The organism is Enterobacter sp. UPMP2052 (assembly GCF_053709675.1).
In genome coordinates this window covers 1-25,416 of the sequence record NZ_JBSKJR010000017.1, presented here as the reverse complement: position 1 = coordinate 25,416, position 25,416 = coordinate 1, and the positions used below count along the sequence as shown (strand labels likewise).

Here is a 25,416-nt window from a genome sequence, read left to right as displayed (position 1 = left end):
AAGGTGAGGGCAGAATCTTAGCCCAAATCGGCCATTAGCACCTTCGAACGGCGCTGGTAGTTGTACATCTCTTTCTTACTTTCCGGCAGTGAATCGATATCCACCGGCGTGAAGCCGCGTTCCTGGAACCAGTGAATGCTGCGCGTGGTTAACACGAACAGCTTACTCAGGCCAATCTGGCGCGCCTGCGCCGCCACACGTTCCAGCAGCATTTCGCCGCGCGAGGAGCTGCGATAATCCGGATGCACGGCAACACAGGCCATCTCGCCGATCTTTTCTTCCGGGAAGGGGTAAAGCGCAGCGCAGGCGATGGTCAGGTTGTCGCGCTGAATAATGGTGAATTTGTCGATCTCCATCTCCAGCTGTTCACGGGAACGGCGCACCAGAATACCCTGCTGTTCCAGCGGGCGGATCAGTTCCAGAATGCCGCCGATATCGTTGATGGTGGCGCGGCGGATCTGCTCGGCGCTCTCCATCACAATCTGCGTACCAATGCCGTCCCGGGAGAACAACTCCTGCAGCAGGGCACCGTCTTCCTGGTAGCTAATAAGGTGGCTGCGGCGTACGCCGCTGCGACAGGCTTTTACCGCGCCGCGCAGAAACCGAACGGTACCGGAGTAGTAATCGCCTTCGGCTTCGAGCGCTTCAACGCGGGCCTGAGCCTCATTCGGGAAGAGTTCCGGCACGATTACCCCTTCATCGTTAACGACGCCCTGCGAGGAGCAAAACCCAATCATTTTTTCCGCCTTCAGTTTGATGGCCAGTTGGGTGGCAATCTCTTCTGAAGTGAGGTTGAAACTTTCGCCCGTCACGGAGACGGCAACCGGCCCTAAAAGCACGATAGCGCCGCTATCCAGCTGGCGGTGGATCGCTTCCTCGTCGATGCGGCGAATACGCCCGCTGTGACAATAATCCACACCGTCATCCACGCCGAGAGGCTGGGCAATGATAAAGTTGCCGCTCACAACGTTGATATGCGCCCCCTGCAGCGGCGTATTGTTGAGGCTCATGGACAGGCGTGCGGTGATATCCAGCTGCAGCAGCCCGGCAGCCTGTTTGACCAGTTCAAGGGTTTTTGCGTCGGTTACGCGCGTGTTCTTATGGTAGATCGGCTCATGATGGTGCGCCGCAAGGTTGGCATCAATTTGCGGGCGGGCGCCATAGACCACGACCAGCCGAATACCCAGGCTGTGCAGCAGGCCAATGTCGTTAACGATGCTGGAAAAGTTTTCGTGCTCGATGGCTTCGCCGCCCAGCATGATGACAAACGTTTTTCCCCGATGGGCGTTGATATAAGGAACAGAATGGCGAAATCCCTGAACCAGTTCCGTTCTGCGTTCCTTTACCATGGCACAACCTTAATGAATGTTTATTCGTAATTTCTGTATTTTTATTCGATTATGACCGGATGCGCAAGCCTAAATTTTCCGCGATCCAAAGAAATGGGTAAGTAATCCGTGCGTTAACGTATGATTGTTTACCCTTTTATAGATGACAGTTTATGCGTCATTCGTTAAAGTTTTCGGTCAATTTGGACGTTTGGTTCATTTATCAGATTTCTTGCTCGGGAGAAGCATGTCGGGATCCAATTCAGCAATAAGTCGCCGCCGCTTGTTAAAAGGGGCCGGGGCAATGTGGTTGCTCAGCGTCAGCCCGGTAGGTCTTGCCGCCACCAGTCAGGTTGTCGCGGTGCGCGTCTGGCCGTCGTCGACCTACACACGTGTAACGGTCGAGTCCAATCGCGTGCTTAAGTATAAGCAATTTGCCCTCAGCAACCCCGAGCGTGTGGTGGTGGATCTCGAAGGCGTGAACCTCAACTCCGTGTTGAAAGGGATGGCGGCGCAGATCCGCGGTGACGATCCCTTTATTAAATCGGCGCGCGTAGGGCAGTTCGATCCACACACCGTGCGTATGGTGTTTGAGCTGAAGCAGAACGTGAAGCCGCAGCTGTTTGCACTGGCGCCCGTTGCGACCTTTAAAGAACGTCTGGTAATGGATCTTTATCCGTCTAATGCCACGGACATTCAGGATCCGCTTCTCGCGTTGCTTGAGGATTACAACAAGGGCGATCTCGAACGCCAGGTTCCGCCAGCGCAAAGCGGGCCAAAACCGGGCAAAGCGGGGCGCGACCGTCCTATTGTGATCATGCTCGATCCCGGTCACGGTGGCGAAGACTCCGGCGCGGTGGGGAAATACCACACGCGAGAAAAAGATGTGGTGCTGCAAATTGCTCGCCGCCTGAAGGCGTTAATCGACAAAGAAGGCAACATGCGGGCCTACATGACGCGTAATGAAGACGTGTTTATTCCGCTCAAAGTCCGCGTGGCGAAAGCGCAAAAGCAGCGCGCGGATCTGTTCGTGTCGATCCACGCCGATGCCTTTACCAGCCGCCAGCCGAGCGGATCCTCGGTCTTTGCGCTGTCAACGAAAGGGGCGACCAGTACCGCCGCGCGTTACCTGGCCGATACGCAGAACGCCTCTGACCTGATCGGTGGGGTAAGCAAAAGTGGCGACCGCTACGTCGACCACACTATGTTCGATATGGTGCAGTCGCTGACCATCACGGACAGCCTGAAGTTTGGCAAGGCGGTACTGGGCAAGTTGGGCCACATCAATAAGCTGCATAAAAACAGCGTTGAGCAGGCCGGGTTCGCGGTGCTGAAAGCCCCGGATATTCCGTCTATTCTGGTCGAAACCGCGTTTATCAGTAACGTGGAAGAGGAACGTAAGCTCAAGACCGCAAAATTCCAGCAGGAAGTGGCCGAGTCAATTCTGGCGGGAATAAAAGCCTATTTCTCTGACGGGGCGACGCTGGCGCGTCGTGGATAGTGCTGCACGCCGGGTTATCGCCCGGCCGTTTCATAAACTGCAGATACAAAAAAACACCCTTGAGGGTGTTTATTGTTTTAGAAGTATTGGTTGCGGGGGCCGGATTTGAACCGACGACCTTCGGGTTATGAGCCCGACGAGCTACCAGGCTGCTCCACCCCGCGTCCGTCTTTCTACTTATGCAGAAACTTACTTCTTCAAATTTGATTGGTTGCGGGGGCCGGATTTGAACCGACGACCTTCGGGTTATGAGCCCGACGAGCTACCAGGCTGCTCCACCCCGCGTCCGTCTTTTTGCTTCGTATTTCAAACCACATCTGCGCTGGCTTTCCTCGTTCACCTCAGTCACTTACTGGAGTAAGTTCCTAAGGATTCACTGCGTCGCCATCTTGCTGTGCTTCAAACTACTTCGCAAAAACTTCTACTGTCGTAGAAGATACTTCATCAAATTTTAATTGGTTGCGGGGGCCGGATTTGAACCGACGACCTTCGGGTTATGAGCCCGACGAGCTACCAGGCTGCTCCACCCCGCGTCCGTGGATGCGCACTATACTCGGATAGGTTTGTGATGCAACCCCTTTTTCGCATTAATCATGATTTTGTATGTAATTTGAACGATATAGCGTTGTTTGGCCTATTTTTTGCGCAGAATTTGCCAAAGGGCAAGGGATTGCATTTCCTTAGCCCTGGCGGTTTGTTATCTTCGTAACGCGGAAATGGGCAACTAAAAGACGAGATATAATGAAAGGACGTTGGGTGAAGTATCTGATGACAGGCGCAATGGTAGCGATTCTTGCGGCCTGCTCTTCCAAACCGACCGATCGCGGTCAACAGTATAAAGACGGGAAATTATCCCAGCCTTTCTCATTAGTTAACCAGCCCGATGCCGTAGGCGCACCGATCAACGCCGGCGATTTCTCTGAGCAGGTCTACCAGATCCGCAATGCGTCACCGCGTTTATATGGCTCACAGAGCAACGTTTACAGTGCGGTACAGGACTGGCTGCGCGCGGGGGGCGATACCCGCAACATGCGTCAGTTCGGTATTGATGCCTGGCAGATGGAAGGGGCGGATAACTATGGCAACGTCCAGTTTACGGGTTACTACACGCCGGTTGTCCAGGCGCGCCATACGCGTCAGGGTGAATTCCAGTACCCGATCTATCGTATGCCGCCAAAGCGTGGCCGCCTGCCGTCTCGCGCAGAGATTTACGCTGGCGCGCTGAGCGAAAACTATGTCCTCGCCTACAGCAACTCGCTGATGGATAACTTCATCATGGACGTTCAGGGCAGCGGCTACATTGATTTTGGCGACGGCTCACCGCTTAACTTCTTCAGCTACGCCGGTAAGAACGGCCATGCTTACCGCAGTATCGGTAAAGTGTTGATCGACCGTGGGGAAGTAAAGAAAGAAGATATGTCGATGCAGGCCATCCGCGAATGGGGCGAGAAGCACAGCGAAGCCGAAGTGCGCGAGCTGCTGGAGCAGAACCCGTCGTTCGTCTTCTTTAAACCGCAAAACTTTGCGCCGGTGAAAGGGGCGAGTGCGGTACCGTTGATTGGCCGCGCGTCCGTCGCATCGGACCGCTCAATCATTCCGGCAGGCACCACGCTGCTGGCCGAAGTCCCTCTGCTGGACAACAACGGCAAGTTCAACGGCAAGTATGAGCTGCGCCTGATGGTGGCACTGGATGTCGGCGGGGCAATCAAAGGCCAGCACTTCGATATTTATCAGGGCATTGGCCCGGATGCAGGCCATCGCGCAGGCTGGTATAACCACTATGGCCGCGTATGGGTGCTGAAGGCCGCGCCGGGTACGGGCAACGTATTCAGCGGCTGATTGTGGTATTCTGAGCGAAATACGGATTACTGTTCAGGGTGAGGGAAAAACCTCACCCTTTTTACATCTGAGGTGTTATGTCTGTGGTAATCAGTGATGCCTGGCGCCAGCGTTTTGGCGGCACGGCACGTCTCTATGGTGAAAAAGCCCTGCAGCTTTTTGCGGATGCGCACGTTTGCGTCGTGGGCATTGGTGGCGTGGGGTCATGGGCGGCAGAAGCGCTGGCGAGAACCGGTATCGGCGCGATCACGCTGATTGATATGGATGATGTCTGCGTCACCAACACTAACCGGCAGATCCACGCCCTGCGCGACAGCGTTGGTCTGGCGAAATCAGAGGTGATGGCGGAGCGCATTCGGCTGATCAACCCGGAATGCCGCGTGACGGTGATTGATGACTTTGTGACGGCAGATAACGTCGCTGAGTACATGAGTCGGGGTTACAGCTACGTGATTGATGCGATTGACAGCGTGCGCCCGAAAGCGGCGCTGATCGCTTATTGCCGCCGGTTCAAGGTGCCGCTGGTGACCACCGGTGGCGCGGGCGGGCAGATCGATCCGACGCAGATCCAGGTGGCCGACCTGGCAAAAACGATCCAGGATCCGCTGGCAGCCAAGCTGCGTGAACGCTTAAAGAGCGACTTTAACGTGGTCAAAAACACCAAGGGTAAACTGGGCGTTGACTGCGTGTTCTCGACTGAGGCGCTGGTCTACCCGCAGGCGGATGGCTCGGTGTGTGCCATGAAAAGCACGGCGGAAGGGCCAAAACGGATGGATTGTGCCTCCGGTTTTGGGGCGGCCACCATGGTGACCGCATCCTTTGGCTTTGTCGCCGTCTCACACGCCCTGAAGAAGATGATGGCGAAGGCGGAGCGTCAGGCCTGAGCCTGGCGCGCGGCGTCCAGCACCGCGTCGCTGAGCGCAATCAGCCCCTGACCGCGCGAGGCGCTTAGCTGCGCGCGAAGCCCCAGTTCATCAAACAGTTCCAGTGGCGAGTGTGCCAGCAGCTCCGCCGCGCTTTTACCTTCTGTCGCGGTCAACAGCACCGCCAGCAGGCCGCGAACGATGCGCCCTTCGCTGTCCCCGAAGAAATGCAGTTTGTCACCTGACAGGCGATACCCGAGCCAGACGCGGTTCTCGCAGCCGGCGATCTCTTTTGCCTGGGCTTTCAGCGCGTCGGGAAGGGCAGGCAACTGCTTGCCCAGCAGGATCAGTTGACGATATTTGTCTTCCCACTGGTTTAGCGGGCCGAAGGTCTGCCTGAGCGTCTCTTCGGTGATTGTGCTGCCGAACGGGTGTCCGGCCAGGTCTGAGCGAGTCATTAATCCACCAGTAATTCAAGGGCGCGGTCAACGGCGGCGACCAGCGCTTCGACATCGTTTTGCGTATTATAGGGCGCAAATGAGGCGCGCAGCGTCCCGCTCACGCCAAGCGCCGCCAGCAGCGGTTGTGCGCAGTGCTGTCCGGCGCGCAGGGCAATGCCATATCCGGCCAGCAGCGTGACCATATCACTGTGATGCACGCCGTCAAAATCAAAGGCTAACAGGCTGGAATCCTGTACGCGAAACGAGCGAAAACCCGGGCGCTTTTTGAGTTCCTCTTCTGCCAGCGTCGCCAGGCCCCGGCTCCAGCTTTCGGCCTGAACCACGTCCGTTTCAGCCAGCCACTCCAGGGCTGCGCTCAGGCCAATGACGCCAGCCACGTTCGGCGTACCGGCCTCCAGGCGATAAGGCACGTCCTGGGTTGTAAATCCATCGAACGTCACTTCGGTAATCATTTTTCCGCCGCCGAGCCACGGGGTCATGTGTGCCAGCAGGTCAGGCTTGCCGTACAGCGCCCCGATGCCGGTAGGGCCATACAGCTTATGTCCTGAGAAGGCGTAGAAATCGATATCCAGTTTTTGCACATCGGCGGGGAAATGCACGATCCCCTGCGCGCCGTCGACAACCACCACCATGCCGCTGGCATGGGCGAGCTCAATGGCGCGGGCCAGGTCCGGGCAGCCGCCGGTGACGTTAGACATCTGCCCAAGCGCCAGAATGCGGCTGCGCGGGGTGATGAACTCGGGCAGGCGAGCCACGTCAGGAAGTAAATCAGAACCTAAAGGAAGCTTAACGACCCGCGCGCCCGTCTGTTCCGCCACCATCAGCCAGGGAACCAGGTTTGCGTGGTGTTCTGCTTCGCTGACGATGATTTCGTCGCCCGCGCGCAGCTGGGGGCGGGCATAGCACTGTGCCACCATATTGATGGCTTCGGTGGTGCCGCGCGTCCAGACGATGTTTTTTCCGCTTTCGGCATTAATCAGACGTGCAACCTGATCCCGGGCGGCTTCATAGCGCGCCGTCAGGCGTTGTGCTTCGGCAAACTGGCTACGGTGTACGTTGCCAGCGCTGAGGCTATAAAACTGTCGTGTGGCCTCAATGACCGCCTGTGGCTTGAGCGCCGTGGCGGCACTATCAAGATACACACCGGCATCGGCCAGCGCCGGAAACTGGGCGCGAAACTGCGAGGGGCTGAAAGCGTTCATGGAATTCCTCTTATCATTACGGTGATCGTCGCGCAATTTCAGCGGCAGGGCAAGGAGGTTGATATCTATAAGATTTGTCTGCATAAACTGGCGAGTCTCAAAAAGCAGGTTATGCTAAAGAGTGTTAGGTGAATGATTAAGCCTGTTTTAAATCGATGTTTGAATAGCATTAATTGCTAAAGGAGAATAAGCATGAAAAAGACAGCCGCCATCCTCTCTGCCTGTGCGTTTACCTTCGCGCTGAGCGCCTGTTCCGGCAATAACTACGTGATGCACACCAACGATGGTCGATCTATCGTCTCTGAAGGGAAACCGACGACCGATAATGACACCGGGATGATCTCGTACAAAGATGCCAACGGTAACAAGCAGCAGATCAATCGCAGTGATGTGAAAGAGATGAAAGAAATCGAGCATTAATAGCGATTTAAGCAAAAAAAAGCACCGCAAATTGGCGGTGCTACATTAATCACTATGGACAGACAGGGTAAATGTACAGGAAGTGAAAAAGTGGTAGCGTTGCTACCGTGGTCTGAATCGCAGACCAATTGCAAACACAACAACACAACATCACAACCGTAAGCCAAAAGCCCTTCAGAACACGCATTCCAAAAAAAGCTTTTCGTTCCGGCTCAGGAAGTGCCGCCACTATAGGTATTTGCTGGTAGTTCCTCAACGGACAAATTATAATGGCTCAGATAAAAAAAACTAATAGGTTAAACGTTGTTTCCTATATGTTAAATCCCGTTAACATCTAAGCCAGATAACCATGTCCAAGCGATTGCCCCCTCTTAATGCATTACGTGTTTTTGATGCCGCAGCACGTCACCTGAGCTTCACCCGCGCAGCCGATGAGCTTTTTGTGACGCAGGCCGCAGTAAGTCATCAAATCAAGTCTCTGGAGGATTTTCTCGGGCTAAAGCTGTTCCGTCGCCGCAACCGTTCGCTCCTTCTGACCGAAGAGGGGCAAAGCTATTTTCAGGATATCAAAGAGATTTTTTCACAGCTCACCGAAGCCACGCGTAAGCTACAGGCGCGAAGTGCAAAAGGCGCGCTGACTGTCAGTTTATTGCCCAGTTTTGCGATCCAGTGGCTGGTGCCAAGACTCTCAAGCTTTAACTCAGCTTATCCGGGAATCGACGTTCGAATCCAGGCCGTAGACCGCCAGGAAGATAAACTTGCGGACGATGTGGATGTGGCGATTTTTTATGGCCGGGGCAACTGGCCGGGCTTGCGTGTGGAGAAATTATACGCAGAATATCTGCTGCCGGTCTGCTCACCTATGCTGCTGACGGGTGAAAAAGCGCTCAAAACGCCGGCCGATCTGGCAAAGCATACGCTTTTACACGATGCTTCCCGCCGCGACTGGCAAACTTATACCCGCCAGTTGGGTCTTAACCATATTAACGTGCAGCAGGGACCCATCTTTAGCCACAGTGCGATGGTGTTACAGGCTGCCATTCACGGACAGGGCGTGGCGTTGGCGAATAACGTCATGGCGCAGTCCGAAATTGAGGCAGGCCGTCTGGTCTGCCCGTTTAATGATGTACTGGTCAGCAAGAATGCGTTTTATCTGGTTTGTCATGACAGTCAGGCAGAACTGGGTAAAATAGCCGCCTTCCGACAGTGGATCCTGTCTAAAGCGGCAAACGAGCAAGAAAAATTCCGCTTCAGGTATGAACAATAACTTTTGTGTGCCGAGCACGCATCACTTTAGGACCGAAACATGACCAGCCGATTCATGCTGATTTTTGCCGCGGTGAGTGGCTTTATTTTTGTTGCACTGGGTGCCTTTGGCGCGCATGTGTTAAGCAAATCGTTAGGGGTGGTTGAAATGGGCTGGATCCAGACCGGCCTCGAATATCAGGCGTTTCACACCCTGGCTATCTTTGGGCTGGCGGTGGCGATGCAGCGCCGGATCAGCATCTGGTTTTACTGGAGCAGCGTGTTTCTGGCGCTGGGGACCGTACTGTTTAGCGGTAGCCTCTACTGCCTTGCACTGTCTCATTTACGCCTGTGGGCGTTTGTTACACCCGTCGGCGGCGTCAGCTTCCTGGCGGGGTGGGTATTAATGTTTATCGGAGCCATCCGTCTGAAACGCAAGGGCGTTGTTCATGAATAAGGTTGTTTTATATTGTCGCCCGGGGTTTGAGAAAGAGTGCGCCGCGGAAATCACCGATAAAGCGGCGAAGCGCGAAGTCTTCGGCTTTGCCCGTGTGAAAGAGAACGCGGGCTATGTGATATTTGAGTGCTATCAGCCTGACGATGCCGATAAGCTGGCGCGTGAGCTGCCGTTCAGCTCGCTGATCTTTGCTCGTCAGATGTTTGTCGCCGGCGAGCTGCTGAAGGATCTTCCGCCTGAAGACCGCATCACGCCCATTGTTGGCATGCTGCAGGGCGTAGTGGAGAAGGGCGGCGACCTGCGTGTGGAAGTTGCCGACACCAACGAAAGCAAAGAGCTGATGAAGTTCTGCCGTAAATTCACGGTGCCGCTGCGTGCGGCCTTGCGCGACGCAGGCGTGCTGACCAACTACGAAACGCCTAAGCGCCCGGTAGTGCATATCTTCTTTATCGCGCCTGGCTGCTGCTACGCGGGCTACTCGTATACCACCAACAACTCGCCGTTCTTTATGGGGATCCCGCGTTTGCGCTTCCCGGCAGATGCGCCGAGCCGCTCAACGCTGAAGCTTGAAGAGGCGTTTCACGTCTTTATTCCGGCGGATGAGTGGGACGAGCGTCTGGCTAACGGCATGTACGCGGTCGATCTTGGTGCGTGTCCGGGCGGCTGGACCTATCAGCTGGTGAAACGCAACATGTGGGTTTCCTCTGTCGATAACGGCCCGATGGCGCAAAGCCTGATGGATACCGGGCAGGTGACCTGGCTGCGTGAAGACGGTTTCCGCTATCGCCCAACCCGCAACAACATCTCGTGGATGGTGTGCGACATGGTTGAGAAGCCCGCAAAAGTGGCCGCGCTGATGGCCTCGTGGCTGGTAAACGGCTGGTGTCGTGAAACCATCTTTAACCTCAAGCTGCCAATGAAAAAGCGCTATGAGGAAGTTTCCCAGAACCTGGCCTACATTCAGGAACAGATGGATGAGCACGGTATTAACGTGGTGATCCAGGCGCGCCAGCTGTATCACGACCGCGAAGAGGTGACGGTGCATGTTCGTCGCTGGTGGGCGGCTGTGGGTGGGCGTCGCGACGAGCGATAGTTCCCCTCACCCTAACCCTCTCCCACAGGGAGAGGGGACGGTTTAGCAGGCCCAATAAGCACGGTGCCAACGGACGCCCGTCAGGTACGCTCTAACCGCAACTGCTGCAAATTCCCGTCCAGCTGTAAATCCGTCTGTAGCGTCGCAATCTCGCGGCAGATAAACGCCATCTCCTTATGCGCCTCCAGCTTCTTGCGCCATTTTTCCGGCACCTCATCCAGCCGGGCGTAGATCCCTTCCAGATGTTGAAAATCCGTTAGCAACTGCGCGGCACTCTTCGGGCCTATGCCTGCCACGCCTGGAACCTTAGAGCTGCTAATGCCCGCCAGACCCCAGTAGTCAGGAAGTTGCGCGGGTGAGACGCCAAACTCACTGGCGATAAACGGTGCGTCAAGCCAGCGCTTCTGGAAATAATCGCGGATACGGATGGTGGGGGTAAGCAGCTGACAGTAGCCTTTGTCGGTCGAGACTATCGTGGCCTGATGCCCCGCGCTTGCCACTTTAACGGCAAGCGTGGCCGCGAGATCGTCCGCCTCGTTGCCGTGCGCGCCCCAGCAGGGCACGCCGCGCTGTTCAAAGGCTGCCCGGATGGCGGGCATTTCAGCGTGAAGATCGTCAGGCATGGGCGCGCGTCCGGCCTTGTAGTCGGGCAGCCGCTGGTGTCGCCAGCCGGTGTTACGCGCTTCATCATCGAACACCGCAACCGCGTGAGTCGGTTCGCTGTGGCGAATAAGCTGTTCCAGCGCGTGCAGGCAGGTATCCTTGCAGGGCGTGCCTTGTACCGCATGGATTCGGCGGATCAGATTAAGCGCGTCGACGATAAGCAAATGAACAGCCACAGATAATCTCCCTTCTATCTAATGGGTGAAGGGTAACACTGTCAGCAGTATGAAACTATGTGCGGTGGGTAAAACGGGAAGAAGCCTCGCAAAACGAGGCTTCTTTTTGAGGCTTAATCGCAGGTGACAATCTTCATGGCTAAACCACCGCGGGAGGTTTCGCGGTATTTGGCGTTCATGTCTTTACCGGTTTCGTACATGGTCTCAATGACTTTATCGAGGCACACGCGCGGCTCGCTGGTGCGGCGCAGCGCCATACGTGCCGCGTTCACCGCTTTCACGGAGGCGATCGCGTTACGTTCAATGCACGGTACCTGCACCTGTCCGGCGACCGGATCGCAGGTCAGGCCAAGGTTATGCTCCATGCCGATTTCCGCCGCGATGCAGACCTGAGTTGGGCTTGCGCCCAGCAGTTCAGCCAGACCCGCCGCCGCCATAGAACAGGCCACGCCGACTTCACCCTGACAGCCCACTTCCGCACCGGAAATGGAGGCGTTCATTTTGTACAAGGAGCCAATCGCACTGGCAACCAGCAGGTAGCGCGCCAGCGAGTTAGCGTTCACTTCACGGATGAACTTGTCGTAATACGCGAGAACCGCCGGGACGATGCCGCAGGCACCGTTGGTCGGTGCCGTGACGACGCGGCCGCCCGCCGCGTTTTCTTCGTTTACTGCCAGCGCGAACATGTTGATCCAGTCCACGACCGCCATCGGGTCGGTGGTGGTTTTGTCGGTGCTGACAAGCATACGACGCAGCGCTGCCGCACGGCGCGGTACGCGCAGTTTACCCGGCAGTACGCCTTCGGTGGTGATCCCGCGCTCAATACCGCCGCGCATCACTTCCCAGACGTTGGCGAAGTGCTGCTCCAGCGCTTCCTTACTGTGCAGCGCCAGTTCGTTTTTCATCATCAGGCCGGACAGGGACAGACCCGTTTCCTGACAGTGACGCTGTAGATCCGCAGCGTTTTTGTACGGGTACGGCACTTCAACCGCCGCGTTGTTGGTCTGACCAAAGTGGTCTTCGTCGACAATAAAACCGCCGCCGATGGAATAATACGTCTGGCTGTAAACCGCTTTATCGCCAACCAGCGCGGTAATACGCATGCCGTTTTCGTGCAGCGACAGGTTATCCGCATGGAAATTCATGCAGTGATCAACCGGGAATTCAACCTCGTGATCGCCGTTTGCCAGCAGCAGGCGGCCATGGGTATTGACGTCCTGGATAAAACCAGGGATCGCATCAATATCAACGGTGTCCGGCAGATTTCCCGCCAGGCCCATGATAATGGCGATATCGGTATGGTGGCCTTTACCGGTAAGGGAAAGGGAACCGTATACATCGACAACCACGCGGGTGATGTCGTGCAAAATGCCGCGTGCAATCAAGTCATCCGTGAATTGTTTACCGGCCTTCATTGGTCCGACGGTGTGAGAGCTGGAAGGACCAATACCGATTTTGAAGATATCGAATACGCTAATCATGATGCGTCCATTGCTATCAGTCAGAGGGGAGGAGTGCGCCGCCCGAAGACGGCGCAGGAGGTATTAGCTGAACAGCGAGTAGAAAATAGCGGAGATGGCAATCAGACCCATAACCACAACGAAAACGTTGCTGATATGGCCGCTGTATTTACGCATCGCAGGTACTTTCTGAATCGCGTACATCGGCATCAGGAACAGAATCATCGCGATAACCGGGCCGCCCAGGGTTTCAATCATGCCCAGGATGCTTGGGTTCAGCGTGGCGACTGCCCAGGTCGTCAGCAGCATGAACAGCGCGGTGATTTTATTCAGCTTGTTGATTTCAATGCTCTTACCTTTACCGCGCAGAGATTTAATCACCATACCGTTGAAGCCTTCACGTGCGCCAAGATAGTGGCCGAGGAAGGATTTGGTGATAGCGATAATCGCGATGATCGGTGCCATCCACGCAATCAGCGGTGCGTTAAAGTGGTTTGCCAGGTAAGACAGAATAGAGATGTTCTGCTCTTTCGCCGCCGCCAGGTCTGCCGGGGAGAGGCTCAGCACGCAGCTGAATACGAAGAACATAACGGTCAGTACCATCATCACGTGGGCGCGTGCCAGGATGCTGGAGCACTTCTTCTCTGCACCGGTGCCGTACTCTTCACGCTTCGCAACCGCGAAAGAAGAGATGATTGGCGAGTGGTTGAAGGAGAACACCATGACAGGGATTGCCAGCCACAGGGTCAACAGCAAGCCGTTGCCGGTTGCGGATGCGCTGCTCAGAGACAGGGTTTCCAGCGCCGCCCCGTTCCACTGTGGGATCAGGTAGCAGGCCAGCACCATCAGGGCGGCGACAAACGGGAACACCAGAATGCTCATCGCTTTTACGATCATCTGCTCGCCGAAGCGCACGATGGTCATCATACCCACGATCAGGATCAGCGAAAGGATGGCGCGCGGTGGCGGCGTCATCTGCAGCTGGTGCGTCATGAAGCTTTCCACGGTGTTGGTGATCGCCACGCTGTACACCAGCAGAATCGGGTAAATTGCGAAGAAGTAGAGCAGGGTAATCAGTTTACCCGCGCCCACGCCAAAGTGCTCTTCAACCACTTCGGTGATGTCTTCACCCGGGTTTTTACCGGACAGCACGAAGCGGGTCAGACCGCGGTGTGCAAAGAAGGTCATCGGGAAGGCGATAATCGCCATGATGATCAGCGGGATTAAGCCGCCAACGCCTGCGTTGATAGGAAGGAACAGTACACCAGCGCCGATTGCTGTGCCGTAAAGGCCAAGCATCCACATGGTATCCGTTTTGCGCCAACCGCTTCGGGAATCAATCGAAGCAACGGTGCTGGTTTGAGTGGTTTCCATCTGTATCTCCTGGAGGAAGCAAATTGTCAGGTTTTTAGTCAAATCCGATGAAAAAGTGCCTGACGGTAATATGAAATTCGTTCAGTGACGGTTTTTTAATAATTTTTGCCCGTAACTATTGGCGGGCGGAAAGATACATTCTAGTTATGAATCTATCAGTGATCCTGATCCCAATTGCAATAATATACTTTCAGGATGGGCATATTTAGACCATTTATCTGTCAAAAAAACATCAAAGAGAATTTACGGGCGCGAAGGCTACCATTAACAACATATGGCGTGAAGAAGTCGCCCCTGAGTTAGGTGGCTTACGCTATAAAAAAATGGGATTTTAGTGTTTTGTGGCAGGTAATTTGGATTAAGGCTGATAATTGATGGTTGGAAAAGGGAGTAAACGTTTGCGCAGGTGATGGATTTGTAAATGACATAAGGGATGTCTATGAATTAATTCACGAATAAAAAAAGCCGGAAAGCGAGACGTCGCATTCCGGCCTGGCAGAGGATCGCTAAAGCGTTATTTGATGATTTCGTAGCACGGGATATAGGCAGAACCCGGTAGCTTCATACGGTGCTGGGCGACAAAGCCCTGCAGCATGTCATCCATTCGGCGCATCATGTCAGGATCGCCGTGAATTTTATACGGGCCAAACTCTTCGATCGCACGAATGCCCACCTCTTTGACGTTACCCGCCACAATGCCGGAGAAGGCGCGTCGCAGATCGGCGGCCAGCACTTCCACCGGCTGATCCGGATAAAGCTTCAGGTTCGCCATGTTTTCGTGGGACGGCTCGAACGGGATCTGCAGGTCGGGCGCAATGCGAATTGACCAGTTAAAGCTGTAGGCATCTCCGGTATCGCGGCGGTTCTCTTTGACCAGCGGCATCGCTTTTTTCATCTGGCGCGCCACTTCCGCAGCGTCGTCGATGATGATGCGATAGTGACGGCGCGCGTCTTCACCCAGCGTATGCACGATAAACTCGTCCAGCACGCGGAAATAGTCGGCGCTCTCTTTTGGCCCGGTGAGGATCAGCGGTAAAACCTGATCTTTGTTGGCCGGGTTCATCAGAATGCCGAGCAGATAGAGCAACTCCTCCGCTGTGCCGACGCCGCCCGGGAAGATAATAATGCCGTGCGCGATACGGACAAACGCCTCAAGACGTTTTTCAATATCCGGCATAATAATCAGCTCGTTAACCAGCGGGTTCGGTGGCTCAGCCGCAATGATCGACGGCTCGGTCATGCCAATGAAGCGCCCCTCTTTATAGCGTTGCTGCGCGTGACCTACGGCGGCACCTTTCATCGGCGCTTCCATCGCGCCCGGACCGCAGCCGGTACAGATATTCAGCTCGCGCAGGCCAAGCTGGGTCCCCACGCGGCGCGCGTAGAGATATTCGGTTTCATTAATGGAGTGACCACCCCAGCACACAACCATATTGGGCGCTTCACCAACGTGGAGCGCGCGGGCGTTGCGCAAAATAGAGAACACCAGGTTGGTGATATGAACCGAGCTTTCAAGGTCAAGATGCTGGAAACGCCCGGCGTTACTGATCTGCCCGTTAACGAACAGGATATCGCGCAGCACGGCGAAGAGGTTTGCCTGCAGGGAGCGAATAATGCGCCCGTCAACAAAGGCATCTTCCGGTGGGTTAATCACTTCCAGTTTTACGCCGCGCTCGCGGCGCAGCACGTTGATATCAAAACTTTCAAAGCGGGACAGCAGCTCTTTGCTGTTGTCGGTCAGGCTTCCGGAGTTCAGTACGGCAAGTGAACAGTTGCGAAACAGTTGATAAAGGTCGCTGCTGGCCGTGCGTTTAAGCATGTCGACTTCCAACTGCGACAACATATCCATTGAGCCAAGCGGGCTAATATGTGTAATCAAGTGAGCTCCTTACGGGACGAAGATCGTCTTTCCCTGTAGATTACAATAGCCCTGGCTTATGACGTTTCACAACACCCGGGGCGGAATACCGCCCGCATATTGTGAAAATATTTAGATTACTGACGCACAAGCCGGCCCGTGGCAGGCACGAAATCGGTGTTGGTACGCCACGGGTTAATGTCCAGGCCGCCGCGGCGGGTGTAGCGCGCGTAGACGCTCAGCTTCTCCGGCTGACAGAAACGCATGATATCGTTGAAGATGCGCTCCACGCACTGCTCGTGGAATTCGTTATGGTGGCGGAACGACACCAGATAGCGCAGCAGCTTCTCGCGATCGATCTTCGGACCGCGATACTGGATCTGCACCGAGCCCCAGTCGGGCTGGTGGGTAATCAGGCAGTTAGACTTGAGCAGATGGCTGACCAGCGTCTCGTCGACAACCTTGCCGCTTGCCGCATTTTCGAGGTAGTCGGCGCTGAATTCGTAGCTGTCGATCCCGATATCCTGATCGTCGATGCAGGTACCGTGGAAGTGGGCAACGGGCTGGCCTTCCAGTTCATGCAGGCGATAGAGCGACACCGCCACGTCGCCCTGCGCGCAGGCGCTTAAATCCCGCTGCAGCGTGTGCTGTACATCTTCCCAGCTGTTAAATGTGGTCTGGTTAAAGCTGTTGAGATACAGCTTAAAGCTTTTGGATTCGATCAGGTTCTGGCTGGCGTAATCCAGCTCAACGTGGCCGACCGCCACCTGCGGAAGGCCGCGGGCGTTAAGCCAGGAGAGTTCGTACAGCGTCCAGATATCGCCGCCGACAAACGGCAGCGCATCGGCGTGCAGGCCCAGTGGGTCGCGGTTCAGGCTGCGGGGAACGCCCTGCAACAGACTTGCATCGTAGGTGTCGCGGTAATCGGTCGTTTTGCCCAGCGTCAGGCCCGTTAACGCCTGATGATTTTCGTAAGACATGTTTCATAGCCACTTTACAGGTACACTTATGGGCTGAGTTTATCCTGTCTTACAAGAAGAGAGAAATCGGTGGATATCGAAACTGCACATGCCCTAACTACTTTCACCACCCGCTACTGCGATGCATGGCATGAACAGCATGGGACGTGGCCGCAGAGCGCCGATCTTTACGGCGTGCCGTCGCCGTGCATTATCACCACGCTTGAAGACAGCGTGCTCTGGCAGCCCAAACCCTTCACGGTTGAGCAGAATGTAAATGCGGTTGAACGCGCAATGGACCTTGTGGTACAACCAGCGGTTCACGCGTATTATACCGCGCAGTTTGCCGGGGATATGACCGCGCGCTTTGCCGATATCGCGCTGACGTTGCTGCAAACCTGGAGTGAGGTCGACCTCCAGCGTGTTCAGGAAAACCTGATTGGTCACCTGGTCACGCAAAAGCGCCTTAAGCTTTCTCCGACGCTCTTTATTGCCACACTCGACAGCGAGCTGGACGTTATCTCCGTTTGCAACCTGTCCGGGGAAGTGGTCAAAGAGACGATCGGCACCCGCAACCGCGATGTCCTCGCCCCTTCACTTGCGGATTTCCTCACCCGACTTGAGCCTGTTCTGTAATCCATGTTGCTACTGCGCGTGTGAGAGATCTCTTACACGCTTTGTGAGAGATCGCTGGAACGTTGAGTTTTGTCTCAAAGGTTTAAGATAAGTATCGTCTTATTTTTCAAGACATTAAAGACAAATGACGCGATCTCACAGCATCTCTGATGGCTTACAGGGCGTAGTAGGTGGGTTGTAAGATGCGGCGGAATAGCGGATTCTATCTCTGTCGACAGGACGCCGACACGAGAAACGAACATCAGGATGATGGCGTATCTCAGCAAGGACTCGTCAGGATGGCGCTGCAGGAAGGCTTCAGGATGAAGCAAAGTGGATAACGCAGGATGCGTAAGGGACACCTCCAGGAAGGAGAACGAGAGCCGGTCAGGATGGTCGGTGGGTCAGGAAGGCCAGGACGTTTCAGGACGAAACACACACATCAGGATGATGTGAGCAGGATGCAACGGTTAACGGATAACCAACGCCCTTCGGGCATCAGGAAAAGTTGTCACGGATGAGCAGGGAGCACGAATTGTAGCTGGAATGCTGCGGAACGAACCGGGAGCACTGTTTATACAGTGCTCCCTTTTTTTATTTCTTCTTCCCGCAATGCTATGCTGCGCGCCGTTCCGTATTTACGTTGAGGTTCTTATGACGAATCACGATAGCGTTCGTGCTCAGCTGCACACCATCGAAGCCCTTTTGCGCCAGCATCAGCTGTGGCAGGCAAGCGCGCCGCAGCCAGAGGCATTCGCGAGTACACAACCTTTCTGTCTCGATACGCTGGAACCCTTTGAGTGGCTGCAGTGGGTGCTGATCCCCCGCATGCATGCACTGCTGGACGGCGGGCATCCGCTGCCGCAGGCATTTGTGGTTTCTCCCTATTATGAAATGGCGCTTGAGGCCAGCCATCCAGCCCGCGACGTCATGCTGGCCGAGCTGGCTCGTCTCGATGCGCTGTTTGCCGGTGACGATGCATGACCCTTGAAATCCTCTATCAGGATGAGTGGCTGGTGGCGGTGAATAAACCGTCAGGCTGGCTGGTGCACCGAAGCTGGCTGGATCGCGACGAAAAGGTCGTCGTGATGCAGACCGTGCGCGACCAGATTGGTCAGCATGTTTTTACCGCGCACCGTCTGGACAGGCCGACCTCTGGCGTACTGCTGATGGGGTTATCCAGCGAGGCAGGGCGTTTGCTCTCCCAACAGTTTGAGCAGCACCAGATGCAGAAGCGCTATCACGCCATCGTGCGCGGCTGGTTGACGGAATCCGGCACGCTGGATTATCCGCTGGTTGAAGAGCTGGATAAAATAGCCGATAAATTTGCCCGCGACGATAAAGGCCCGCAGCCTGCGGTGACCGATTATCGCGCAATGGCGACCACGGAAATGCCGGTCGCCACCAGCAAATTTCCCACCACGCGCTACAGCCTGGTGGAGCTTTTGCCTAAAACCGGGCGTAAACACCAGTTGCGCCGCCACCTTGCGCATCTTCGCCACCCCATTATCGGCGACAGCAAGCACGGCGATCTGCGTCAGAACCGCAGTGCGGCCGAACATTTTGGCTGTCACCGTTTGATGCTGCACGCCAGCGAATTGAGCCTGACGCACCCGTTCACCGGTGAACCGCTGAGCATCCGCGCGGGGCTGGACGATGTCTGGATGCAGGCGCTGTCACAGTTTGGCTGGCGGGGACAACTCCCCGAAAATGAAAGGGTTGAGTTTGCGGCAGGCAACGTTCAGGATGAACAGCAGGCGCATTAATCAAGGGAACAACGCATGGCTGAAGTAGGCATTTTTGTCGGCACAATGTACGGCAACTCGCTGCTGGTAGCAGAAGAGGCAGAGGCAATCCTTGTGAATCAGGGCCATAAGGCCACGGTATACGAAGATCCTGAGCTGGACGACTGGAAGAAGTACCAGGATAAATACATCCTCGTCGTGACGTCGACAACCGGGCAGGGCGATCTGCCGGACAGCATCGCTCCGCTTTACCAGGGCATTAAAGATCGGCTTGGTTATCAGCCCGACGTTCACTACGGCATCATTGCTCTGGGTGACAGTTCGTACGCCAATTTCTGCGGCGGCGGTAAACAGTTCGATGCGCTCCTGCAGGAACAGAGCGCCCAGCGCGTCGGTGAGATGCTGCTGATTGATGCGGGTGAACACCCGGAGCCAGAAAGCGAATCAAACCCGTGGGTTGAGCACTGGGCCACACTTCTCAGCTAATCCCTGCCCGGCGGCAGGGTTTACTGGCCGGGTCAGGCGAAGCCGCCACCCGGCCATAAAGCCGCATTAAAACCGCAATTCCGTGAAGTATCTTCAACTGCTTTGGGCTTATGCCCCAAACCACGTCTTCCTCCCCGTTGAATGTTGTGTCGATGCACGGTGAGGAAGCGCGTCACTCCTTCATATACTTTTCCCGTCAGTTACCAGAAAAGGCAGTGCTTCACTATAAAACGGCGCTGAGCCGTACCAAAACTGCCCAACACTAACCTCTCATTCTGATTACCCTACAGGTGCTGTACAGAATGAACTGGCGCAAGCCATGATTCAGGAGTGCAACTATGAGTACATTAAGCCAGGCCGCGAGCGGCGCTGAAAAGCGCACCAACGCTCGCTACTGGATAGTGGTGATGCTGTTTATCGTCACATCCTTCAACTACGGCGACCGCGCCACGCTGTCGATTGCCGGTTCCGAAATGGCAAAAGATATCGGGCTTGATCCGGTCGGCATGGGTTACGTCTTCTCGGCATTTTCATGGGCCTATGTGATCGGCCAAATCCCTGGCGGCTGGTTGCTCGACCGTTTTGGCTCCAAACGCGTTTACTTCTGGTCCATCTTTATCTGGTCGATGTTTACCCTGCTGCAGGGCTTCGTCGATATCTTTAGCGGCTTTGGCATTATCGTTGCGCTCTTTACCCTGCGCTTCCTGGTGGGGCTCGCGGAAGCGCCTTCCTTCCCCGGCAACAGCCGAATTGTGGCGGCCTGGTTCCCGGCGCAGGAGAGGGGCACGGCGGTGGCGATCTTTAACTCGGCCCAATACTTCGCCACGGTGATCTTCGCGCCGATCATGGGCTGGCTGACGCATGAGGTAGGTTGGTCACACGTCTTCTTCTTCATGGGCGGGTTGGGGATCGTCATCAGCTTTATCTGGCTGAAGGTTATCCACGAACCGAACCAGCATCCGGGCGTGAACAAGAAGGAGCTGGAGTACATTGCGGAAGGCGGGGCGCTGATCAACATGGATCAGAAATCCGAAAAGGCAAAAGTACCGTTCAGCCAGAAGTGGGCGCAGATCAAACAGCTTGTCGGATCGCGCATGATGATCGGGATCTATCTTGGCCAATATTGCATTAACGCCCTGACGTACTTCTTCATCACCTGGTTCCCGGTTTATCTCGTGCAGGCTCGCGGCATGTCGATCCTCAAAGCGGGGTTTGTCGCCTCGGTTCCGGCGATCTGCGGATTCGTCGGTGGTGTGTTGGGCGGCGTAATTTCCGACTGGCTGATGCGCCGCACCGGCTCGCTAAATATCGCCCGTAAAACGCCGATTGTGCTCGGTATGCTGCTTTCCATGACCATGGTGTTCTGTAACTACGTCAGCGCAGAGTGGATGATTATCGGCTTTATGGCGATGGCCTTCTTCGGCAAAGGGATTGGCGCGCTGGGCTGGGCGGTGATGGCGGATACCGCACCGAAAGAGATCAGCGGCCTGAGCGGTGGCCTGTTCAATATGTTCGGCAACATTTCCGGGATCGTCACCCCAATCGCCATCGGCTACATCGTTGGCACGACCGGCTCATTTAACGGCGCGCTGATTTACGTTGGCGTGCATGCCCTGGTCGCAGTACTGAGCTATCTGGTGCTGGTAGGGGATATCAAACGTGTTGAACTGAAACCTGTTGCGGAGCGTGGATGATGACAACCCAATCAACCCCTGTCGTTACTGAGATGAAGGTCATTCCGGTGGCCGGGCAGGACAGTATGCTGCTCAATATCGGCGGCGCGCATAACGCCTGGTTCACCCGCAACATCGTGGTGCTCACCGATAGCGCCGGAAATACGGGCGTCGGTGAAGCGCCGGGAGGTGAGGTCATTTACCAGACGCTGGTCGATGCCATCCCGCAGGTTGTTGGTCATGAAGTGGCTCGTCTGAACAACGTGGTTCAGCGGGTGCACAAGGGCAACCAGTCGGCGGATTTCGACACCTTCGGCAAGGGGGCCTGGACCTTTGAGCTGCGCGTTAACGCGGTGGCCGCGCTGGAAGCGGCCCTGCTCGATCTGCTGGGCAAAGCGCTGAACGTGCCGGTCTGCGAGCTGTTAAGGCCGGGCAAACAGCGCGACGCGGTGACGGTGCTCGGTTACCTGTTTTACATCGGCGATCGTGAAAAAACCGACCTGCCTTATCTGTCGCGTTCGCCGGGCAGCCATGAATGGTATCACCTGCGCCACCAGGAGGCGCTCTCCAGCGAGGCGGTGGTCCGCCTGGCCGAAGCGGCGCAGGATCGCTACGGGTTTAAAGATTTCAAGCTGAAGGGCGGGGTATTGCCCGGTGAGCAGGAAATTGACACCGCCCGCGCGCTGAAGAAACGCTTCCCGGATGCGCGTATCACCGTTGATCCGAACGGGGCATGGCTGCTGGATGAGGCCATCGCTCTGTGTAAAGGGCTGGGTGATGTGCTGACCTACGCAGAAGACCCTTGTGGTGCCGAGCAGGGCTTCTCCGGGCGCGAAGTGATGGCGGAGTTCCGCCGCGCCACCGGGCTGCCGGTCGCCACCAACATGATTGCCACCAACTGGCGCGAAATGGGCCACGCGGTGATGCTCAATGCGATCGATATCCCCTTAGCCGACCCGCACTTCTGGACGCTCTCTGGTGCGGTCCGCGTGGCGCAGCTTTGCGACGACTGGGGCCTGACCTGGGGCTGCCACTCCAATAACCATTTCGATATTTCGCTGGCGATGTTCACCCACGTTGGCGCAGCGGCACCGGGTAACCCGACCGCGATTGATACCCACTGGATTTGGCAGGAAGGGGAAGCCCGCCTGACCAAAAATCCGCTGGAAATCAAAAATGGCAACATTACCGTACCGGATGCGCCAGGTTTGGGCGTCGAGCTTGACTGGGATCAGATCCACAAAGCGCATGAGGCGTATAAAAAACTGCCGGGCGGCGCGCGCAACGACGCAGGCCCGATGCAGTACCTGATCCCCGGCTGGACATTTGACCGCAAGCGCCCGGTATTTGGACGTCACTGATAAAGGATTGAACGATGAGCACATTTTCTACCCCTGTAGTCACTTCCATGCAGATCATTCCGGTTGCGGGCCATGACAGCATGCTGATGAACCTGAGCGGCGCACACGCGCCATTCTTTACCCGCAACATCGTGATCGTGAAGGATAACGCCGGGCATACCGGCGTGGGCGAAATCCCCGGCGGCGAAAAGATCCGCAAAACGCTGGAGGATGCCATTCCGCTGGTAGTGGGTAAAACGCTGGGCGAATATAAAAATGTTCTGAACGCGGTGCGTAACGCCTTTGCTGACCGCGATGCGGGCGGGCGCGGGCTACAAACCTTTGACCTGCGCACCACCATTCACGTTGTAACCGGTATCGAAGCCGCAATGCTGGATCTGCTGGGCCAGCACCTGGGCGTGAACGTCGCCTCTCTGCTGGGCGACGGGCAGCAGCGCAGCGAAGTGGAAATGCTGGGCTATCTGTTCTTCGTCGGCAACCGCAAGCTGACGCCGCTGGCGTATCAGAGCCAGCCGGACGAAACCTGCGACTGGTATCGCGTTCGTCATGAAGAGGCGATGACCCCGGATGCGGTGGTGCGCCTGGCTGAGGCCGCGTACGAAAAATATGGTTTCAACGACTTCAAGCTGAAGGGCGGCGTGCTGGCTGGTGAAGAAGAAGCCGAGGCCATTTCGGCGCTGGCTAAACGTTTTCCACAGGCACGCGTCACCCTGGATCCGAACGGTGCCTGGTCTCTGGAAGAAGCCATCAACATCGGCAAACAGCTGAAGGGCGTTCTGGCCTATGCAGAAGATCCGTGCGGTGCGGAACAGGGGTTCTCTGGCCGGGAAGTGATGGCGGAATTCCGCCGCGCCACAGGCCTGCCGACTGCAACCAACATGATTGCCACCGACTGGCGCCAGATGGGGCATACCCTGTCGCTGCAGTCTGTCGATATCCCGCTGGCTGACCCCCATTTCTGGACGATGCAGGGATCGGTTCGCGTGGCGCAGATGTGCCATGAGTTCGGCCTGACCTGGGGCTCACACTCCAATAACCACTTCGATGTCTCGCTGGCGATGTTTACCCATGTTGCGGCTGCTGCGCCCGGCAAGATCACCGCCATCGATACCCACTGGATCTGGCAGGAAGGCAACCAGCGTCTGACTAAGCAGCCGTTTGAAATTAAGGGCGGGATGGTGCAGGTCCCTGCCACGCCGGGCCTGGGGGTCGAGCTGGATATGGATCGCGTTATGAAAGCCCATGAACTGTATCTCCAGCACGGCCTCGGCGCGCGCGATGATGCCACCGCGATGCAGTACCTGATCCCGAACTGGACATTCGACAATAAGCGCCCGTGCATGGTACGATAAACCAACTGGGACCGCTCCCATGAGCGGTCTCTTGGGTGGTATATGCTTAACGTAACTAATATGCGTAAGGACGGCTTATGAAAATTGTTATCGCACCGGACTCCTACAAGGAAAGTTTGAGCGCTCTTGAGGTAGCGACAGCGATAGAAAACGGTTTTCGCGACATTTTCCCGACGGCTGAATACGTCAAACTCCCGGTGGCGGACGGCGGCGAAGGCACCGTTGAAGCCATGGTCGCCGCGACTGGAGGGCGCATTGTCCCTGTAGACGTGACGGGGCCGCTGGGTGAACGGGTAGACGGATTTTACGGCCTGTCCGGCGACGAGCAGAGCGCGTTTATCGAAATGGCGGCGGCGAGCGGGCTTGAGCGTGTCGCACCGTCTAAGCGCAACCCGCTGATCACCACGTCGTGGGGCACAGGCGAACTCATCCGCCACGCGCTGGATGCGGGCGTTAAGCATATTATTATCGGCATTGGCGGCAGTGCGACCAACGACGGTGGCGCGGGCATGGTGCAGGCGCTGGGCGCAAAACTGCTGGACGCCCACGGGCAGCCTGTCGGACAGGGTGGCGGTGAGCTCGCTAACCTGGTGCGTATCGACGTGAGTGAGTTCGATCGCCGCCTGGCGGATTGCCGGATCGAGGTGGCCTGCGATGTCACCAATCCGCTGACTGGCGAAGAGGGCGCATCCGCGATCTTTGGCCCGCAGAAAGGGGCCACGCAGGAGATGATCGTCACCCTGGATAACGCGCTGGAGCATTACGCGCAGGTCATCGCCAGGGATTTAGACATCGATGTGCTGCACCTTGCGGGTGGCGGTGCGGCAGGGGGAATGGGCGCTGCGCTTTACGCCTTCTGCGGTGCCCAGCTTCGTCAGGGGATTGAAATCGTCACAGACGCGCTGCACCTGGATGAACAGGTAGCGGACGCGGATCTGGTGATTACCGGCGAAGGGCGAATCGACAGCCAGACTATCCACGGTAAAGTGCCCGTTGGGGTAGCCAGGGTCGCGAAACGCTATAACAAACCGGTTATCGGGATCGCCGGCAGCCTGACGGCGGACGTCGGCGTGGTGCACGATCACGGTATCGACGCGGTATTCAGCGTGATTTACACCATTTGCTCGCTGGAAGATGCGCTGGAAAACGCCAGCGAGAACGTCAGGATGGCCGCCAGAAACATCGCGGCGGTACTGAAAGTGGGGCAGGCATTTTAGCTGTGATTGCCGGGTGGCGGCTTTGCCTTACCCGGCCTACGTTCGTGCATCTGTTGGCCCGGTAAGCG

At 56.2% G+C, this 25,416-nt stretch carries 23 protein-coding genes and 3 tRNA genes; 15 read left to right on the top strand and 11 right to left on the bottom strand.

Going from position 1 to position 25,416, the window contains the following annotated elements; translation table 11 throughout:
• Positions 1-17 precede the first annotated feature (17 nt).
• Positions 18-1,349, bottom strand: a complete 1,332-nt coding sequence (gene argA, locus ACWKX3_RS22825; protein ID WP_006178296.1) for an amino-acid N-acetyltransferase — start codon at positions 1,347-1,349, stop codon at positions 18-20.
• Between the two features lie 226 nt (positions 1,350-1,575).
• Here argA and amiC point away from each other — a divergent pair, with 226 nt between their 5' ends.
• Positions 1,576-2,829: an N-acetylmuramoyl-L-alanine amidase AmiC gene (gene amiC, locus ACWKX3_RS22820; RefSeq protein WP_058608547.1), complete on the top strand. Its 1,254-nt coding sequence runs from the start codon at positions 1,576-1,578 to the stop codon at positions 2,827-2,829.
• An 87-nt stretch (positions 2,830-2,916) separates the two neighbouring features.
• Here the strand turns inward: amiC and ACWKX3_RS22815 are convergent.
• The 3 genes from ACWKX3_RS22815 to ACWKX3_RS22805 all read right to left on the bottom strand — a co-directional run bounded on the left by ACWKX3_RS22815 (position 2,917) and on the right by ACWKX3_RS22805 (position 3,362).
• Positions 2,917-2,993: transfer RNA gene (locus ACWKX3_RS22815), tRNA-Met, on the bottom strand.
• Between the two features lie 44 nt (positions 2,994-3,037).
• Positions 3,038-3,114 (bottom strand) — tRNA-Met (locus tag ACWKX3_RS22810).
• A 171-nt stretch (positions 3,115-3,285) separates the two neighbouring features.
• Positions 3,286-3,362, bottom strand: a tRNA-Met gene (locus tag ACWKX3_RS22805).
• A gap of 208 nt (positions 3,363-3,570) precedes the next feature.
• On the opposite strand from ACWKX3_RS22805, the gene mltA reads away from it, so the two are divergent.
• Positions 3,571-4,668, top strand: a complete 1,098-nt coding sequence (gene mltA, locus ACWKX3_RS22800; protein ID WP_006178293.1) for a murein transglycosylase A — start codon at positions 3,571-3,573, stop codon at positions 4,666-4,668.
• Positions 4,669-4,745: 77 nt separating this feature from the next.
• On the top strand, positions 4,746-5,552 hold the full coding sequence (gene tcdA / locus ACWKX3_RS22795) for a tRNA cyclic N6-threonylcarbamoyladenosine(37) synthase TcdA (protein ID WP_220710561.1): 807 nt from the start codon (positions 4,746-4,748) through the stop codon (positions 5,550-5,552).
• On the opposite strand, the gene csdE is transcribed toward tcdA, so the two are convergent.
• Positions 5,543-5,989: a cysteine desulfurase sulfur acceptor subunit CsdE gene (csdE, locus tag ACWKX3_RS22790; protein WP_006178291.1), complete on the bottom strand. Its 447-nt coding sequence runs from the start codon at positions 5,987-5,989 to the stop codon at positions 5,543-5,545. The genes tcdA and csdE overlap by 10 nt on opposite strands.
• Positions 5,989-7,194, bottom strand: coding sequence for a cysteine desulfurase CsdA (gene csdA / locus ACWKX3_RS22785; protein WP_058608545.1), 1,206 nt, complete (start codon positions 7,192-7,194; stop codon positions 5,989-5,991). The genes csdE and csdA overlap by 1 nt, the downstream gene beginning before the upstream one ends.
• A gap of 192 nt (positions 7,195-7,386) precedes the next feature.
• Between csdA and ACWKX3_RS22780 the strand changes: the two genes are divergently transcribed.
• The 4 genes from ACWKX3_RS22780 (at position 7,387) to rlmM (ending at position 10,409) form a co-directional block, all read left to right on the top strand.
• Positions 7,387-7,614 carry a YgdI/YgdR family lipoprotein gene (locus ACWKX3_RS22780; protein WP_006178289.1) on the top strand — a complete coding sequence of 76 codons (228 nt, stop codon included), beginning with the start codon at positions 7,387-7,389 and terminating at the stop codon, positions 7,612-7,614.
• Positions 7,615-7,963: 349 nt separating this feature from the next.
• Positions 7,964-8,881: a glycine cleavage system transcriptional regulator GcvA gene (gene gcvA, locus ACWKX3_RS22775; RefSeq protein ID WP_006178288.1), complete on the top strand. Its 918-nt coding sequence runs from the start codon at positions 7,964-7,966 to the stop codon at positions 8,879-8,881.
• A gap of 39 nt (positions 8,882-8,920) precedes the next feature.
• Positions 8,921-9,316 (top strand): DUF423 domain-containing protein, encoded by a 396-nt coding sequence (locus ACWKX3_RS22770; RefSeq protein ID WP_003862756.1) that lies wholly within the window; start codon positions 8,921-8,923, stop codon positions 9,314-9,316.
• The gene (gene rlmM, locus ACWKX3_RS22765) at positions 9,309-10,409 is read left to right on the top strand and encodes a 23S rRNA (cytidine(2498)-2'-O)-methyltransferase RlmM (RefSeq protein WP_006178285.1); all 1,101 of its coding nucleotides are present in this window, start codon (positions 9,309-9,311) and stop codon (positions 10,407-10,409) included. Before ACWKX3_RS22770 ends, rlmM begins: the two co-directional genes overlap by 8 nt.
• 80 nt (positions 10,410-10,489) lie before the next feature.
• Here rlmM and xni read toward each other — a convergent pair whose 3' ends face one another.
• From xni to queF, 5 genes are all read right to left on the bottom strand, one after another.
• Positions 10,490-11,248 carry a flap endonuclease Xni gene (xni, locus tag ACWKX3_RS22760; RefSeq protein WP_058608544.1) on the bottom strand — a complete coding sequence of 253 codons (759 nt, stop codon included), beginning with the start codon at positions 11,246-11,248 and terminating at the stop codon, positions 10,490-10,492.
• Between the two features lie 113 nt (positions 11,249-11,361).
• Positions 11,362-12,729, bottom strand: coding sequence for an L-serine ammonia-lyase (locus tag ACWKX3_RS22755; protein WP_006178282.1), 1,368 nt, complete (start codon positions 12,727-12,729; stop codon positions 11,362-11,364).
• A 63-nt stretch (positions 12,730-12,792) separates the two neighbouring features.
• Positions 12,793-14,082, bottom strand: coding sequence for an HAAAP family serine/threonine permease (locus ACWKX3_RS22750; protein ID WP_042321831.1), 1,290 nt, complete (start codon positions 14,080-14,082; stop codon positions 12,793-12,795).
• 514 nt (positions 14,083-14,596) lie between these two features.
• Positions 14,597-15,961, bottom strand: a complete 1,365-nt coding sequence (gene ppnN / locus ACWKX3_RS22745) for a nucleotide 5'-monophosphate nucleosidase PpnN (protein WP_042321829.1) — start codon at positions 15,959-15,961, stop codon at positions 14,597-14,599.
• Between the two features lie 116 nt (positions 15,962-16,077).
• Positions 16,078-16,920 (bottom strand): NADPH-dependent 7-cyano-7-deazaguanine reductase QueF, encoded by an 843-nt coding sequence (queF, locus tag ACWKX3_RS22740; protein WP_088208623.1) that lies wholly within the window; start codon positions 16,918-16,920, stop codon positions 16,078-16,080.
• 69 nt (positions 16,921-16,989) lie between these two features.
• Between queF and syd the strand changes: the two genes are divergently transcribed.
• The 8 genes from syd (at position 16,990) to ACWKX3_RS22700 (ending at position 25,348) form a co-directional block, all read left to right on the top strand.
• A complete protein-coding gene (syd, locus tag ACWKX3_RS22735; protein WP_454542520.1) occupies positions 16,990-17,535 on the top strand; it encodes a SecY-interacting protein in 546 nt (181 codons plus the stop codon).
• Positions 17,536-18,168: 633 nt separating this feature from the next.
• Complete coding sequence (locus ACWKX3_RS22730) at positions 18,169-18,498, top strand: YqcC family protein (protein ID WP_454542519.1); 330 nt, start codon at positions 18,169-18,171, stop codon at positions 18,496-18,498.
• A complete protein-coding gene (truC, locus tag ACWKX3_RS22725) occupies positions 18,495-19,280 on the top strand; it encodes a tRNA pseudouridine(65) synthase TruC (RefSeq protein ID WP_006178275.1) in 786 nt (261 codons plus the stop codon). Before ACWKX3_RS22730 ends, truC begins: the two co-directional genes overlap by 4 nt.
• 15 nt (positions 19,281-19,295) lie before the next feature.
• Entirely contained in the window at positions 19,296-19,745 is a 450-nt protein-coding gene (locus tag ACWKX3_RS22720) for a flavodoxin (RefSeq protein ID WP_006178273.1), read from the top strand.
• A gap of 338 nt (positions 19,746-20,083) precedes the next feature.
• Positions 20,084-21,439, top strand: a complete 1,356-nt coding sequence (gudP, locus tag ACWKX3_RS22715) for a galactarate/glucarate/glycerate transporter GudP (RefSeq protein ID WP_058608538.1) — start codon at positions 20,084-20,086, stop codon at positions 21,437-21,439.
• Complete coding sequence (locus tag ACWKX3_RS22710) at positions 21,439-22,779, top strand: enolase C-terminal domain-like protein (RefSeq protein WP_454542529.1); 1,341 nt, start codon at positions 21,439-21,441, stop codon at positions 22,777-22,779. Before gudP ends, ACWKX3_RS22710 begins: the two co-directional genes overlap by 1 nt.
• Positions 22,780-22,793: 14 nt before the next feature.
• A complete protein-coding gene (gene gudD, locus ACWKX3_RS22705) occupies positions 22,794-24,131 on the top strand; it encodes a glucarate dehydratase (RefSeq protein ID WP_058608537.1) in 1,338 nt (445 codons plus the stop codon).
• Between the two features lie 77 nt (positions 24,132-24,208).
• Positions 24,209-25,348 carry a glycerate kinase gene (locus tag ACWKX3_RS22700; RefSeq protein WP_454542518.1) on the top strand — a complete coding sequence of 380 codons (1,140 nt, stop codon included), beginning with the start codon at positions 24,209-24,211 and terminating at the stop codon, positions 25,346-25,348.
• The last annotated feature ends 68 nt before the right edge of the window (positions 25,349-25,416 follow it).